The sequence below is a fragment of the Algoriphagus persicinus genome, from assembly GCF_035156415.1.
Lineage (GTDB): Bacteria > Bacteroidota > Bacteroidia > Cytophagales > Cyclobacteriaceae > Algoriphagus > Algoriphagus persicinus.
The window spans coordinates 84,173-101,017 of the sequence record NZ_JAYEEY010000011.1 but is presented as its reverse complement, the minus strand read 5'-3'; the positions used below and the strand labels follow the sequence as shown (position 1 = coordinate 101,017).

Annotated in this window: 8 protein-coding genes; 7 read left to right on the top strand and 1 reads right to left on the bottom strand. The window is 35.1% G+C overall.

The window, feature by feature from the left end; all coding sequences use genetic code 11:
- Positions 1–69: 69 nt before the first annotated feature.
- The 4 genes from U3A58_RS10430 (at position 70) to U3A58_RS10415 (ending at position 7,376) form a co-directional block, all read left to right on the top strand.
- Positions 70–1,113, top strand: a complete 1,044-nt coding sequence (locus U3A58_RS10430) for a toprim domain-containing protein (RefSeq protein WP_323823366.1) — start codon at positions 70–72, stop codon at positions 1,111–1,113.
- A gap of 540 nt (positions 1,114–1,653) precedes the next feature.
- On the top strand, positions 1,654–4,227 hold the full coding sequence (locus U3A58_RS10425) for an AAA family ATPase (protein WP_323823365.1): 2,574 nt from the start codon (positions 1,654–1,656) through the stop codon (positions 4,225–4,227).
- 182 nt (positions 4,228–4,409) lie between these two features.
- Positions 4,410–6,629 (top strand): hypothetical protein, encoded by a 2,220-nt coding sequence (locus U3A58_RS10420; protein ID WP_323823364.1) that lies wholly within the window; start codon positions 4,410–4,412, stop codon positions 6,627–6,629.
- An 84-nt stretch (positions 6,630–6,713) separates the two neighbouring features.
- Positions 6,714–7,376 (top strand): condensin-2 complex subunit G2, encoded by a 663-nt coding sequence (locus U3A58_RS10415; protein WP_323823363.1) that lies wholly within the window; start codon positions 6,714–6,716, stop codon positions 7,374–7,376.
- Positions 7,377–7,421: 45 nt separating this feature from the next.
- On the opposite strand, the gene U3A58_RS10410 is transcribed toward U3A58_RS10415, so the two are convergent.
- Positions 7,422–7,691, bottom strand: a complete 270-nt coding sequence (locus U3A58_RS10410) for a hypothetical protein (protein WP_323823362.1) — start codon at positions 7,689–7,691, stop codon at positions 7,422–7,424.
- Positions 7,692–8,072: 381 nt separating this feature from the next.
- On the opposite strand from U3A58_RS10410, the gene U3A58_RS10405 reads away from it, so the two are divergent.
- The 3 genes from U3A58_RS10405 (at position 8,073) to U3A58_RS10395 (ending at position 16,659) form a co-directional block, all read left to right on the top strand.
- Complete coding sequence (locus U3A58_RS10405) at positions 8,073–11,510, top strand: DEAD/DEAH box helicase (protein WP_323823361.1); 3,438 nt, start codon at positions 8,073–8,075, stop codon at positions 11,508–11,510.
- 112 nt (positions 11,511–11,622) lie between these two features.
- Complete coding sequence (locus tag U3A58_RS10400) at positions 11,623–15,948, top strand: DarT ssDNA thymidine ADP-ribosyltransferase family protein (protein ID WP_323823360.1); 4,326 nt, start codon at positions 11,623–11,625, stop codon at positions 15,946–15,948.
- 102 nt (positions 15,949–16,050) lie between these two features.
- On the top strand, positions 16,051–16,659 hold the full coding sequence (locus U3A58_RS10395) for a macro domain-containing protein (protein WP_323823359.1): 609 nt from the start codon (positions 16,051–16,053) through the stop codon (positions 16,657–16,659).
- Positions 16,660–16,845: the final 186 nt, after the last annotated feature.

Genomic DNA, 16,845 nt, shown 5'->3' with positions numbered 1-16,845 from the left:
GAAATAGCTGGCAAAAAGAAGAAACATAAGGTTGCTATTAGAATTGATTAAAAGTCTATTTATGTATAGATGTTTTTATATAAAAATGTAAATATGTTTGACTATTCAAGAGTAAAACAGGAAGCAGAGCGCATCAAGCGTGATCTTCCTATAGTTGATTATTTCCAAAGTTTAGTTGGCTTAGGTTTCCTTAAATACGAGGGGATTCAGGGAAAGGAATACTTCTTTGGTTTTCTTACTCAGCGAACTGGGTCTATTGCTGTGGACGCAAATGCCAATGTATGGTATGACCATTCTGCCGGTAGAGGTGGTGATATCATAGAAGCTGTCCAGGTATTTGAAGATAAATCATTTACGGAATCCATTAAGAGACTTTCTGATTCACCTCCTGAAAGAATAATTATTCCAAAAAAGAAACCTGTATCGCCACCAAAGATTGTGGTTGAAAACGTGAAGGAAATCTCTCATATCGCTTTGTTGAATTACATTCGGGAAAGGGGTTTGGAGCCTGATGAAATCACTCAGTTTGCCAAGGAGGTTCATTGGAGGAACCAGGGTAAAAGTTATTTCGCAGTGGGCTTTCCCAATGAGGCTGGAGGGTGGGTGCTTCGATCCTCCATTTTCAAGGGAAATATTCTTGGAGGGGGTATATCAATCCGGGTGCTTGGGAATCCTAAAAGGATTAAAATATTTGAAGGCTGGTTTGATTTTCTTAGTTACCTGAAGCTTTCCAAAGCCACGAATTTCAAAGCCATCATTTTAAACAGTACTGCTAATCTCAGTTTTCGCTTGATGCAAGATATCCTGAAAGAGAGTGAGGCGGTAGATCTCTATCTGGATAATGATGCTACCGGTGACAATTGCACAAGTAATTTTATTAGAGTTGCTCAACTGTACAGATATTGCCTAGAAAATGGATTGGATCCCGATTGGGATTTGAAGGCTTGGCGAGGGAGTAGGGATAAAGTTGGGAAGTTGCTTACCAATTTAAATATCTATGGATCTAAGGCTGTGGAGCTCTGGAAGATTCAGGTGGATGTTTCTGATCAAAGATTCTTTTACAAGAATTTTGAGGATGTTAATGAGTTTTTAAATGGGAGTACACTCGATTAAAAATCCAAGATTGATTAGCTATTTAAGCAACGATTTGTACTAAGTTTTTCATTTCAAACAAAAAAATACCCCGTACAGGGTATTTTTTTGTTTGAAAATAATCCTTTCCTTGTAGGAGATTTATAGTTAATGAGAACATCTCTTCTCGATCCTTTTTTCGAGGTATGATCTAGATCCCTTAAGGATAGTGATCTGGAGAGACGTGCAAACCAACTTTTCCTATCCCTCGGGGCTTAAATCCGGAATTCTATAAACAGCTTTTCAGCCTGAGATCAGTATGAAAAATACCAACAGATTTTCGTCGGAAGGTTTTGCAGGATAACGTGTACTTTCGAATGAATAACCATTTCAGGCCTAAAAGCATGATTGAGTTAAATTCCAGTATCAAATTTTTGAGATATATCACCAACATCCTGTGGATATATGTCCGCATTGGATCGATATCACCCATTGGGGATATACTACCGTTATCGGCAACCTTAACCCAGACACTGTAAACATTCGACAAACTGAAAAAAATAACTAACAAATTATCAACCTATGCCAGAGACACCTTTAAAAAATACAATCATTTCGTGGCTTAAAGGTTTCGACTATTGGTTTAAATATGCAGGCAATAGACTTTTGGAGGGCGAGGATATCAAAGAGGCTTTAATTGACAGGACATATGATTTTTTCAAAGAAGATTATGGCTTAAAACCTATTAAAGCTGAAAGAGAAGATATTGCCTTCAATGAAATTGATATTGATGCAGCAGCAGTTGTTAAAAATCTACAACTACAATTGATTAAAGACATTGAAAATGTAAATGCACTTGCTGCGGGACAATCAATTCCAATCAGTCCAAACTTGACCATAATTTATGGAGGGAACGGCACAGGAAAATCAGGTTATGTAAGATTACTAAACAATGCCTTTATTTCAAGAGGCGACAAAAAGATTTTAAATAATGTTTTTTCAGATGCTGAGGTAGGAGAACCAACTTGTAAATTTACTTTTCAATCGATAGCAGCCCCTTATGATTTAGCTTATCCACTACAGAAAGCCAACTTAGAATTTTCACAATATTCAGTTTTTGACACTCATAGTATTAGGGCAATTTTAGAGCAAGACAACAAACTTGACTTCACACCAATTGGTTTTGAATTTTTTGAAAAGGTATTACAATTATATGAGGCAGTAAAAGCAAAGCTTTATTCAGAGATAAAATCAAACAGACCAATAAATGAGTTTGAAAAGTTTTTTGTCAACGACAATGCTGTTAAAAATGCAGTTACAAAACTTGGTGCAAATTCCAATGAAGAAGAATTGAACTTATTAGGAACATATACAGATGAAGACGCTACTAACCTTGCAGAACTTATTGCCAAACGAGAAGAATTAAAAGCACTTGATATACCTAAAAGAATTGCTGAACTTCAAAAATTGCTCACTCAACTTATTGAATTTATCAGCAGACAACAAGCAATATTAGATTGTTTGAAACCCGAAGACATTGAGCATTACAAGGTATTGATAACTTCTTTTCACAAATTCCAAGAGTTAGCTAAACAAGAAGGCATCAATAGTTTAGAAGATTACAATATTGAAAGTTTGGGAAGCAATGAATGGAAGGAGTTTATTAAAGCATCTAAAAATTATGCCTCTATAATTGAAGCGAATAGAAATAAAATAATCTATCCTTCAGACAAAGACAATTGCTTATTCTGTTTACAGCCACTTACAGAAAAAGAAAACTTTTTAATAAATTCCTATTGGAATTTATTAAAAAGTGAAGCAGAAGGCGAACTCAATAGAATTATTAAGGCAATCCAAGATTTAGAAAAAAGATTGAATGGGTTACCTCTAAGCAATTTTGACGAAACAACGACTTTGTTTGATTATATCAATCTTGCTGACGCAGCATTTGCAGAAAAATGGAAAGGGATTGCTTCTTCATCTGAAACAGTAAGACAAAATATTATTTCAAATTTGGCGAATATCAATCTTGATTTAGAAATGGCATCATTTACAGTTTCGACAACTGAAATGAATGAAATCGATGAAAAAATAAAGGTAGCCATTGATGAATTATTTCAAAAAAATCCAGCTGCCGAGTTATCAGAATTAGAAAAACAAATTCAACTCCTTACAGATAAAAGTTTACTAAATAAATTACTTGGGCAAGTTTTAATTTTTGTTGCAGCCCACAAATGGGCTGCAAAAGCCGAAAGTTCTGCTTCTGCTTTTAATACAAAATCTATAACAATTAAGCAAGGGGAACTATTTACAAAACATATAACAGAAAAATACACAGAGACTTTTACTAATGAGTGTCAAATACTCAATGCTCCAAAAGTTGTTCAAATTTCACAGAAAAATGCAAGAGGTTCTACATTACGAAAATTACAAGTTGCAGGGATGGTTGCAAATAGTATTTTGAGTGAGGGGGAACAAAGAGCAATTTCGCTAGCAGACTTTCTAACAGAGGTTCAAATGAACCCAAGCAACAAAGGCGTTTTCTTTGACGACCCAATTACATCACAAGACCATCATCGAAGAGAAAAAATTGCTGAAAGATTGGTTGGACTTGCATCACAAAAGCAAGTTATTGTTTTCACTCACGATATTACCTTCTTCATTCGTTTGAAAATTTCTGCAGAAATTACAGATACACCTTTGAGTTACACCACAATTAGAAATGCAGGAGGAACTCCAGGCGTTATTAATCCTCAACTTCCTTGGATCGTACAACCTGTAAAAGCAAGAATTGGAACATTAAAAGATATGTTAGTACGATTAAAGAAAATCGAAAAAGAAAAAGGCGAAGACGAATATTTATTTGCTGCAAAAAGTTGGTATAGTTTATTAAGAGAAGCTTGGGAAAGAGCAGTAGAGGAAAGACTATTGAAAGGTGTAGTCGAAAGATTTTCGTTTGGAATTCAAACACAGAAAATAAAGAAAATAATTGTAACAGACGACTTAATTAATGCAATCGAAACGGGAATGACCGAAAGTTCTAAATGGGTACACGATGCGGCTGCAGGACTAAATCCAATGCCACCTGACACGACAAAAGCTGAAAGTGATTTGAAATTCTTTGAAGACTTCGCTACTAAATGCGTTGTTGCTTAGACCAACGAAAAGAAAGGCAGCCGATAACAGCACCTAACCAAAAGTTGCGGATCAGTGCTTAAGTGGGGCTTTGTGCTTCGTGTCAAGTTTAGTGCTGGCAGACAGTTCAGTGCTTCTAAATCAGCTTCTTCGTCAAGCGCCAAACCCTTGTTTGTCAGTGAAATAATACCTAATAAAAAAATATGATCATAGATGAAACCGCTCTTAGGGTAATCTTGAGCCGAATGCCTGATGGGTTTGTATTCGAGCATTTCGCTCACAAAATCTTATCCATTGTATTGGGGGATGAATTTATTCCAGTAGGTGGCTCTGGAGACCAAGGAATAGATGGGTTCCAATTCATCTATCAACGTAAAGAGCGATCAAAGTTAATTTATCAAATTTCTACAGAAGAAGTTCATTGGAAGCAAAAAAGTAACAAGATAACAGAAACTGTTACTAAGCTCGTCAGAAACACTATCGGGTTTGATAAGCTTTATTTTGTTACCAATCGGAAGGTGCATAGAAAGGACTCAGTTCAGGAAAATCTTTATTCTGAGCATGAGGTAGACGTGATTATTTATGACCAAGAATGGTTTGTAACACAAGTTTTAGCAGATCCTAATGCCACAGACGTCTACTTGAGTTTTCTTGAAACATATGTTCATGAATACAATAAGCCAGGTAAGCTAATTGAGGTTGCTGATTTCTCAGGTGACTCAAGATTGTATGCTTTTCTTCGACACCAAGTAGACGAAGGTGGTAACGAAGCAATTGAAGAAAACATCCTTGATGGTCTAATATTATACTCATTAGAGGAGACAGGTAGTGAAAAAGGTGTATTTAAAGACGTAAGTGAGGTCATTACTTCAATAAATAAAATCACTAAGTTCAAAGTCCATGATTTTGAAGCTAAAGTTGAATCTAGATTATTGAAGTTGTCATCAAATGGTGCTAAAAAAATCAAACATCACACTAAAGAAAATTACTTTTGTTTACCATATGAGACGAGAATTGAACTCGCAGAGCGAGATGTGAAAGATTTAGAGCTGCAAGAAGCATTCAAAGAAGAATCACTTGGAGTTATTAAAAACAACTTGTCTATTGTAGAAACTAAAGTTCTAAATGTTTATGAGCTTTTCGAAGAAATTCTTCATAGTATATACTATAGACAAGGATTAGAATTCTCAGATTTTGTTCTTTATCATAACGATAAGGATATTATTGATCAATCTCTTCAAACAATAGTTTTCAAAGTCGTTGACGAATCTAGGGTAGTGATTGAGAATCGTGGTTCAGTTAAAAAAGCACTTCTATTGTCTCTACGTGAGATCGCCTACAATGGCACTGAAAATCAACGAGAGTATTTACGTAGAATGTCAAAAACCTATATGATGGTTTTTTTGACTCAAAATGATCCTAAAATTTCACTTTTTTTCAAATCACTTGCAAACAAGCTTGAAGTTTATGTTGGAACCTCCATTATTGTACCAGCATTTTCAGAATTATTCTTAGAAAATGAAAATAAAAGGTATTGGAATTTATTATTAGGCGCTCGAGCAGCAGGTGTTAGCTTGAAAGTTAACGAGTACATTATAGATGAGCTTGTCAGCCATATACGTGGAATAAACAATACCTACCTTGGTCTCTATAAGCATTGCGAATCAGACTATTTAGAAGATGAGATTACATTTCTATATATAGATGAAATTCTTCTAAGGTCATATTTTTATGCAAGACAAAGAAGCAGAATTTCTGACTTCAACAGTTTCCTTATGAAGTTTGTTGATCCAAGCCTCAGTACTCTTCGAAGCGATATTATTCAGTTCTTGAAAGACGTGTTTGGAATTGAATATGTCACTTTATCTTCTCAAAAAGTAACTCTAGATAATGAAGAAGTTCAAAAGCTAATAGATCATTTGAAAGCAACAAAAAAATCTGAAAAACGAGCAGAAGTAGATGCTAAGCTCATATTGCATTTGTACAAATTAAGAGAGATAAATAATGAGACAGATAACGCTGGTATTTTTGGCTATAAAACATGGTGGTTATCTCAGGATATTAATACTTTTAGATCTGTTAAAGAAGTTTTTCCAGAAAAGTACGATGTTAGCTGTTACATGAGATCAGATTTTATGTACAAGTATATCTCATTATCGCCTAAAAAAGAGGATATAGATTTGCTCTATAGAAAGTGTTTTCCAAATCTTCTTGGCGTTAATCTTAGTTATCATATTCCTCAAGGAGTAAGTGAATTTGTAAGTCAGAAGATTACGGAACATAAAGACACTGAGCCTACTATAGTTAAACGTACACTAAAAAATCTAACAGAGAGACTTATGTCTGCGACTGAAGCTGTTGGAGCCAAACAATTAAAATCATACTTCGAGGACGAACTGGAAAAGTTAAGTACTGGAAATTGAAAAGACTAATACACAACAAGGTGCATACCTTTAGGGATACACACCATTCACATAACGTTATCTGGCATTGTTGCAAAACTGATCATGACACTTAAAGAAAAAGTTGAATTATTTATAAAAGACCTTGAGAATAATATTGACGAGAACATACCTAAAGTTCATAGTCAGTTTTTGAACGATTATGGATGGCCAGAATTTGACCCTTTAAGAGAAGAAATATCTAGATGCCTCATTTGTGATCTCTGTCAGGCAGCAATAACCCTAACGAACCACTTACTGGAGAACTTTCTCAAAACTATGCTTATTTACAATGATAATTCCGGATTAGGCACCACCCAAGATATGCGAACCGCATTTAAAATCGGAATTGAAAAGTATAACGATAAGGGTTTAGTTGAAACGATCGCAAGAGCTAAAAGATTTGGGATAATTACCAAGGAAGATGGCAAGATTTTGAACCAATACCGTGAGGATTTTAGAAATGCTTATTCTCATGCAGACAAAAAGAAAATATTCAAGGATCTAAAAGTACCAACACAAGTTCTGAGTTTAAATAAGGATTTGAAATATGAACTTGGGGAACCAGGTGACTTTGACTTATCTGAACTCCCATTCGTTCAGGGAATTGCTCAATCAATGCTAAGCAAGAAATCGGCTTTTGAATATTTCATCAAAGTGGATGGAATCATCAGATACTCCCTTGACACCTTTGGATCGAAAAATAGGCCAAAAAACAACAATGTATAGTTACAAGCTCTGTGCTAAAGCTCCGTGAATATGGCTGAACAAATATTAAATCCCATAATGCTCCGAAACCGCCTTCAGAATCATATCCCTCATTGATAACTTGGTTTCTCTACCAATCTCATACTTTAGCTTATCGAACATATCGGTTGGAATCCGGTGGGAGTATATTTTCACATCTTCGGTGTCAAATTCTTTGCTGGATACTTTTTCTTTTTGCTGCATCTCTGGTTCTGGGTTGATCAGCATTCCGAGACCTCTTTGTTTTGCTCCAAGGTTTTTGTTTCCCTTGCTTGGATCGTTCAGTTTCTTAGCCATGTTCTTCTCAGTTTAGTTTGGTGATAATTTCCTCAACCAACATTTCATAATCTTTCTCTACGTACAGGCACTTTTAGGTTATGAAAGCAGTAAGACGACAGAAATTTATACCCATTTCCTGTCGATTTCCAATAAAAATATTCAATGTCCACTTGATGGCGTCGACGAAATCCCTAATTTGGTCACAGCAGAACCCGGAAGACCTGTAGATAATAGCGATATCGACGCAATAAGGTAGGGGAGTTGGGTATACAAGTGTTTGGCGTCATTGTTTAAACCCAGCCGCACAAACAGGCACATTTGCTTGTCCATCAAAAATCCAACGCTTGACAAGCAAAAGAGCCTGTTTTTTTTTGCCAACGCGCGAACTAACAAGAGACAATGAATCAAAAAAGAATTTGGAAAGAGTACATAACCGCACAAACCAAAATATTAGAGCACAAATCTAAACCTATTGGTATTGATACTTCCAAACCTTATGAAATCGAAGGTCAAAAAGTGAAAGTGGCTATTGACCAAGAAATTTTTAAGAAGGTTTTTATAGCTGAAGTAGAGCGGGTTTTTAAAATAAAGGACTTTAATTTAGACAATGATTACATCCTGACAGGCCTAGAAAATTCATCAAAAATATCAGAAACGGATTTACTAGAGCTAAAAGAGCTTGCCGAGAACAACTACATAAATTTCAATGAAAATCCTGTAATTGAAGGTGAAATAACCGGAATAGAAGATAACATTGAAAAAGAGCTGTCATCGGTTATTGGTGAAATCCCAACTAATTTTCAATTTAAAAATTCAGGCTTAGTATTGTTAACCATTGACCAGTGGAAAAAGACTAAAAAAATAGCCAACATAGAATTTGAAGAGACTGCAGGTGCAGTATTTCCAATAAAACCTTCCCTTTCCTATCTTATTTCTACTTTTTACAAAAAATTGGATGTTACACAAAATGGGAATGAAATAGAGGTTAAAGGGGAATTGCATCAACCTGTTTTCGAATTATTCAACAAACACTTTGGACTTTCGAAACAAAGGCACAGTTTGATTTTTGAATTTCAAAATGCTGAAAACCTATTTGAACTAGTATCCAAATTAGAAGAAAAAGGCGTTGAACTTCCCAAACCAACTGAAAATAAAATAATCTTCACTTTTGGCGAGTCATATTATGAAAATTGGGGTACCGATTTAGGTTTTGAAAATTTCAGGCTCAAAAGAGTATTAAAAAGATATTTTCCTGACGCTGAATTTTCAACTTCTTATACAACCACGTATTCTTTTGATTTTGCTGCACTAAATGAAGGAGCCAAAGAACTCGACATGAATGAAGATGCTTTTTGGAATGAACTATATGCTAAAATCCACGGTGACGATTTTCAAATAAGCCAATCACGTAGAACTTTATCCTTTGTATTTGCAAGTGAGGAAAATCTAGAACAGAAATTAGAAGAAATAAAATCATTTGACTTTGTTGATATATACGACCGAGGAGATGACCACAAATTCAAGTTCAAAATTAAATTTGACATGGGTTTACAAGAACTTCAAGCCCATTTGAACAAAGAGTATCCCAACTTAGACACGAAGTTAATTGCAAATGGAAAGAAGCTTATTTTCAGGCAGTTTTACAAAACTGGAAACAAGTCCGAAATACTTTCAAGGCTCAGGAATAAATTAGACGAAGCTATTAGTTATTCAAATGAACTCACCTACATTATAAATGACACATTCCAAGAAAAGTACTTGTGTGAAGAAAATTTTGATTTGAAAGAAGAGCAGGAAGAAGAAAAACTCTCAAAACTTCTAAGGGAAGAATTCTTTTTTAGTGCAGACAACAGAGAAAAATTTTATTTGGGAAGATTGCAAAAAGTGGACTATCCCGAATTGCATTTTGTCATTGATGAAGAAAGACTTGATGAATTAAAGGGAAATATTGAACAAAAAGCAATAAAGGCTATCTTCCCTAATTTAAAAGGGAATAAAGACAAAATAAAGCGGTTAGAGGACACTGTAAATAAGTTAGATTCTGACGTAAAGTTACCCAATGACAACGCCAAAGAGTTTTTATACGATTCGTCAAAGGCTAAAGCTATTGAGAACATTGAGTATCTGCTAAACAAAACAAGTGCAGAATGGCAAGACTTTGAGAACAACCTGTTTTCAAGCTCGCTGAACGAATCACAAAGGCAAGCCATTTACAAATCCCTATATGCAGAAGAATTTGCCCTTATACAAGGCCCACCAGGAACCGGTAAATCAACCGCAATTGCAGAGATAATTTGGCAACACATCAGAAAAAATCAGAAAGAAAAAATCCTCCTAACATCAGAAACCAATCTTGCAGTTGATAATGCCATCTTCCGATTGAAAAACAGAGAGAACAACTTTGTAAAGCCAATCCGTTTTGGTAATGATGAAAAACTTGAATCGGAAGGTTATTTTTATTCTTTAACGGCAATAAATAAGTGGAAGAGTGATAAGGAGACTCAAATAAACGCTGTTTCTCATTGGATTGAAAACATTTCGAATAGGGTTTCCATACTAGATGATGAGGAAATAAATTCCGCTCTTAGGAAATGGAAAAAACATCTTCAAAATCCAAGAAGTGGCACAAAGAAACTGTTTGCTGACAAATATTTGGAATATGTCAATCTTATTGGTGCTACAGGTAGTTCAATAGGAAAAAGTAATTCGGAGGGTAAGCCAACTTCTTTCTTTCATTCTTACTTAGCCACATTTGAACCTGCAAAATATGACAGGAAAGATTGGAGAGCTTGCTTCGAGGTTAATATAGCTTTTGATACGGTCATAATGGATGAGGCAAGCAAAGCAACGCCACCGGAATTGGCGTTACCAGTTCTTTACGGAAAGAAAGCAATAATTGTAGGTGACCATCGTCAATTACCGCCTATGGTTGACGGTGAGGAAATAAAGGACTTGCTTATGTCAATCGGAGAAAAAAAATTGGCTAAGACCTTATCACATAAAGAATTTGAAAAATCCCAATTTGAAAGATTGTTTGAGTCTGTAGATGAAAGTATAAAAGGAACTTTTAATACACAATACAGGATGCACCCCGCAATCAATGAGGTAATAAGGCAATTCTACATTGATGACGGTGGCTTAAATTGCGGCTTGCCTTTGGAAGAATCCTTTCACAACTCATTTGACCAATGGAATTCAAGATACCACGGTTTGAGTTTCGAGAATATTATTTCACCCCAAACCCACGTAATGTGGGTGGATGTAAACACCCCTGAAATCAAGGAAGGAACGTCAAGGGTGAATTTCGGGGAAATTAAAGCCATTAATTCTATTTTGACCATACTCAATAATAGTAATGGTAAAAAAGCATTTGATGAATGGTTGTCAGGGCAAAGCGAGGAAGAAAAGCAAATTGGGATAATTAGTTTTTATGGCAAACAAATAAGCTACATCAACAAGATGCTAAAAGAAGATCACAATGATAATCCTATCCGATTAAGTACTGTTGACAGGTTCCAAGGAATGGAAAGAAATATTGTGATAGTTTCAATGGTTCGGAGCAACAAGATTGCGTCTTCACAAAACCAAGAAGCAAATTATGATTTGTATAGCGAATTAGGCTATCCCAACCAACCAAGTTTGGGATTTGCTGAATTTCCCAACCGGCTTAATGTAGCTTTGTCTAGGGCGAGAAGATTACTAATTATAGTGGGCAACAGTGAACATTTTTGCCAGAAAGACACCTATAAAAACGTATTCGAAGCCATTAAAAAATCTGAATACGGAAAGATTATCAAAATGGATGAATTACAAGGGGTTCTAGAACATAATGGTTGACAGTAACTCAATAAGCGTAATTTTTCCATTTGAATGGACAGTAAAGTCGACAACCTACAAAATCAGGTTTAGAAAGGCATTTGACATCAATGATGTTGATGAATCTTTTTGTGTGATTATCGACGCTAAAGGTAGACAAATTAACAAAAAAGAGTTTGGGGAACTACTCGGTTTTAACCTTGAAGACCTTGCAGAAAAGGATATTTTAGATGTTTATCTAAATGGACTCAAAGAATATGGATTAATTGAAGTCAATAATGAATCTATTTTCTTAACTGAGTTTGGAAAAGAGGCTGTAACAAGTAAACTGAAATACAAATATTTCTATGCTTCAGCACAACTATTTGAGAATCAAAATGCAGAAGGAGAGGCAATAGATTTTTCATTCAAAGATGCTTTTGGAATACATAATATTCCCGGAAGCATTCGTAAACCGGAAAACTTTAAAGCCATTGAAAACCTTGACTTATACAACAAGTTACAATTTCAACTATTTAACAATGATATTTACAAGGGAGAGGTAGTAGAGATTAGCAAAAATAGAGACTCCCAGTTCAGTTACAGAAACGTTGAGCTACAGTGTAAAACCACCTTTTTAGAAAGTGCTTTTCAAATCAATTTCTACAAAAATGATTCAAGTATTACTACACTTGACCAACTTGTAGGAAAAGCCCTAAATAACGAACTGAGAGATGGGCTGATTCGCAAAGGGAGGTATCATTACATCCTTGCCAACAATGACATTATTACAGCTCAAAATATAAGGACCTATATTGATATATGTGATTGGAAAGAGTTGGCTAAATGTCCAAAAGTAGATTGGGGTAACAAAGAAACTTTTGAGCTGTTTAAGGAAAAGGCAAATGGTGGCATTTGGAAGATACTTTCCGAAAACGTACCATCCTCATATATAAAAGTCGTAATAAGTGATTTTGACGAATATTGGAACTGGTCAGTTCTTACCCAAAGACTTGACAACTCTTTCATTAAGAATAAAATCCATAGTTTCAATTGGGATTTTGAAGAATTGTCCTTTAAAGAAACCGAATTTGTAATTGACTTACTTTCCATACCCACGCTTAAAGACTTTGATTGGGACTGGAACTATTTATCACAGCACTTACCGGATGAATTTATCGAAAAAAACATCCTCAATTTCAATTGGGATTTTCACATAATCACCACTTCCAAAAATAAGGTTTTTAAAAACGTTTTCAGAAAACACAGCAACAACCTTGGTAGTGTTTCCGCGAAGCTATGGAACTGGAAATATATTTCGGAGGAAATTAATATTAACTTCCTCTACAAAAACATTGAAGGGTTAGCTTTAAAAATTGTATGGCCAATAGTTTTAAATAGGTTCTTCAATGATGAGGATATATTGGTTAAGTGTTTAAAAGATGAGAATTTCAAATCACTCATAAAGGCGGGTCTACCAGGTTATTATAGAGTATGTGACCAAAAGTTCTTATGGACAACAGAGGTAATTGATTTCCTCAATGAATTAAGCCTCATAAATTGGGAAACAAAATCCTACATCAAAGGCCTTGATACCAATGAGTGGATTGAATGGAACAAGAAAACCTTTACCAAATATCACGACAAAGTCACGACTCAAAAGGGTTTTGCTAACGTGAGCAAACTGATAACGGATTCGTCGTTGATAGACGACTTTCCCGACTTTACTTGGGACTGGGAAGGTATTTCAACAAATAAAGCATTAATAGACAATGTTGATTTTGCTGAGAGTGCTTTTTCTGGAGAGGTATTCTTTACAGGCGAACTTCTGTGGGATGAAATTCTTTTACAATCTTCATTTGACATCAGTTTCTGGAATAGGCATTTAGAAGCTTTTCACTACACAACAAACAACGAAAAGCATTCCCTATTTTGGGAGCTATTAACACAGCAAGAAAAACCCTCATTCATTTTTTCCAACCCTCATTTCCCGTGGGATTGGAGTTTAGTAACTGATACTACTTCGATTGAAACCATAGTTAAAAGCCTGAAAGATGAGGATTTAATCATTAAATGGGATTGGGAAATAGCCACAAGAAAACTAGACAAAGAAACCATTCTTGAAAATTTAGAGGTCTTAACTCATTACGTTAATTGGTCATTTATAATCAACGAGGTTTTTGCTGTTGAAAACGAACTTCGTTTAGACAACCAGTTGTCAAGGGTTGCTGCTTGTCTATCCATTTTGGAAGATGAAAAGCGAAAAGAGTACTGGAAAGAACTGACAGCCGTTTATCCATTTCCACAACTTTTTGGGTATGTTAATGCAACCTACAATTTAAAAGAGTTTGAATGGGATTGGGATATGATTTCCAACCACGATCATTTTTCCACAGACCTAAGAACATTAAACCGATTTAAAATCTATTTAAACTGGTCAATCTTCTCTGGAAGTAAGGCAATAATCCAAAAGTTTGATTTTGGTAATTGGGATAATTTTCATAACTGGTTCAAAAGTACCGACTCATATTTATTCAGGTTTTCAGATTATTGGGATTGGGAGATTTTATCACAAAATGATAATCTAACATACAACAGGATACTGTTAACCAAATACAGAAACGAAAAATGGGACTGGGAACACCTTAGTGAATTTGGAGGCTTTTTAAAAAAGCAGAAGAAAGACGGAGACGATTACCTTAGAAAATTCATGAAGGATTTCCCTAAAATCAAATTTGCATTCCTTTCTAAGCGAACAGATATAGAGTTTGACAGCGACTTTATCCTGTCCAACAAGGATAAAGATTGGGATTGGCAAGTACTTTCTGAGAACAATAAAGCAAAAATATCAAGCGACTTACTTCTTGAGTTAAAATGTAAAAACTGGAATTGGCAAGCTATTTCTACAAGAAGGGACATTAAACTAAGTAACGGTACAATTCTAAACTTGCTTGACAAGTGTTGGGATTGGCAGGTTTTATCACAAAATGTCAATCTTGAATTTAACCCTGAGTTTATAGAGCAAACTAAATCAAAATCTTGGAATTGGAGATTGGTTTCACGTCATAAGAGTTTTATTCCAAATATTGAAACGCTAACCATTGGTAAAGATTTCAATTTAGATTGGGAGTACATTTCACAGAATTCAAGCTTGAACCCGACAGGGGAATTACTTTCAAAATTTGAGGATAAATGGGATTGGCAGAGTATTACCCAGAATGAGGAAATCAACTTTTCCAACGCTGGTTTATTACAAAGGTTTGTCGATAAATGGGATTGGAGATTTATTATTAAATCTGGACAACTAATATTAGACAGCCAAACATTAGCAAGGTTCAAAAAGTATTTAGATTGGGATTTAATTTCAGCAAACACAAATATCAACTTCACTCAAGAGATTATTCAAGAGTTCAGACCATTCTGGAATTGGACAACGCTTAGGCAGAACAAGCGGATCGAAGAATTACTTAATGATTATGTTGTGAATGAAATAGAGAATTCATCAACGCTTTCATTCTTGGATAAAATCGAACAACAATATTCTTGTTGGAAAGGAAGCATTTACCATTTCACGCACATTGATAACGCTGTTGAAATTATCAAGAACAGAAAAATTCAAAGTAGAAATAGAGCAACCATTCAAGGAGATGCCGCAGGGAACGTCGTTCACCGAAGAGGTGATGCTCACAATTATGCCCGTTTTTATTTTCGACCACAAACGCCCACACAATTTTACAACGAATTTTTAGGAAAAAACACAACTGATGGATATCCAGGTAAAAACGGCTGGGTGTCTTGGTATGAAAGGGCAAGGGGTTTAGGTTTTCCTAAGTGCCCAGTCCCCATATTTTTTCGTTTTTCCCTAAAAGAAGTGCTATTCAAATATGACGACAAATGCTGTATTAGTAACGGAAATATGCAAACAAATGCAACGAAATTTGGCAGTATTGATACAATGATAGATAAATTTGGTTTCGATGATTTATTCTATACACCCGAGCAATATGCTACTAAAGAAGATTACAACAGGTATCGAAATTATGCACAACAAGAATTTTTGGTTAGGGATGAACTATTATTTAATGATTTAGCGGATTTTGAAATTGTTTGCCCATCTGATTCCGACAGAGCACTATTTATCAATTTATTAGGAGAAGGGCAAAAAGACATTTATTCTAAAATTTTGGTGGATAACAGTTATTACAACCAAGAAAATCCACGCATTCAAATTCAAGAAGATGAATCCATCCTACACATTTATACCGACTTCAATGGAGACGGTTATTTTGTTCTGAATGGCTCTAATATAAGTGAATTAGAGGTTGTCTCGGGTAACTTAAATAGTATAGACGATAAAAAAATCATATTTAAATCCCATATAACAATCGAAAACAAACTAAATCAGGATATTAATGTGAGGTTTATAGATGAATCTAATAGGAATTGGTTTGTTTACTCGAATAAATATTCATTAAAATAAAGGCAACAAAAATTTCAACAATTTTAAAAAAAAGATAAGGTGGCAATAAAATATATAAAAGGGAATATTTTTAACTCAAAATGTCAAACCGTTGTAAATACAGTGAATTGCGTTGGCGTAATGGGAAAAGGGATAGCATTGGTTTATAAATTGCGATACCCCAATATGTACAAAGAGTATAAAGAACATTGCCAAAACAAGCTCATTAGAACGGGTTCGCTTTGGATTTATACAAAACAAGAAAATGCACCTTGGATTTTGAATTTTCCAACTAAATTCCATTGGAAATACCCAAGCAAAATTGAGTGGATTGAGCAAGGCTTACAAAAGTTTGTATCAACCTACGAAGAAAAAGGTGTCACTTCTATCGCTTTTCCATTACTTGGCACTCATAATGGAGGATTGGCTACAAATGAAATCAAAAGCCTAATGAAGCAATATTTGGAAAAATGTAAAATAGATATTGAGATATACGACTACGATCCTAACGCCAAGGACGACTTGTTTGCCTCCTTCAAGGAAAAGTGGCTGTCATTAAACGAAAACCAAGTCAAGGAAGAAACTGGAATACAACCGCAATACTCAAGAAGGATAACAGAAGTAATTCAAAATGGGGAAACCACCTCAATGATTTCGCTTGCGAATTACAAAGGAATCGGAGAAAAAACTTTGGAAAAAGCGTTTGGTTACGTGCTAAATACCAAAGCCTAAGCCATGCACATTGTCAAGTCACATCGGACAATACACAAGCCAAATATTGACATAGAGCATGGCTTTCTCATCTCTTGAACTAATAGAACGAAATACAATGAACGCCAACATTGTATAAGTATTATGTGTGCTGAATGGCTGCATTTGAGTGTTTTGCTCCTAATGAACTTTACCGTTAGTGCCATT

Excerpts from the sequence above, each read along its gene's own strand:
- U3A58_RS10430 (WP_323823366.1), top strand. The coding sequence starts at position 70 with ATGTTTTTATATAAAAATGTAAATATGTTTGACTATTCAAGAGTAAAA.
- U3A58_RS10425 (WP_323823365.1), top strand. The coding sequence starts at position 1,654 with ATGCCAGAGACACCTTTAAAAAATACAATCATTTCGTGGCTTAAAGGT.
- U3A58_RS10420 (WP_323823364.1), top strand. The coding sequence starts at position 4,410 with ATGATCATAGATGAAACCGCTCTTAGGGTAATCTTGAGCCGAATGCCT.
- U3A58_RS10415 (WP_323823363.1), top strand. The coding sequence starts at position 6,714 with ATGACACTTAAAGAAAAAGTTGAATTATTTATAAAAGACCTTGAGAAT.
- U3A58_RS10410 (WP_323823362.1), bottom strand. The coding sequence starts at position 7,691 with ATGGCTAAGAAACTGAACGATCCAAGCAAGGGAAACAAAAACCTTGGA.
- U3A58_RS10405 (WP_323823361.1), top strand. The coding sequence starts at position 8,073 with ATGAATCAAAAAAGAATTTGGAAAGAGTACATAACCGCACAAACCAAA.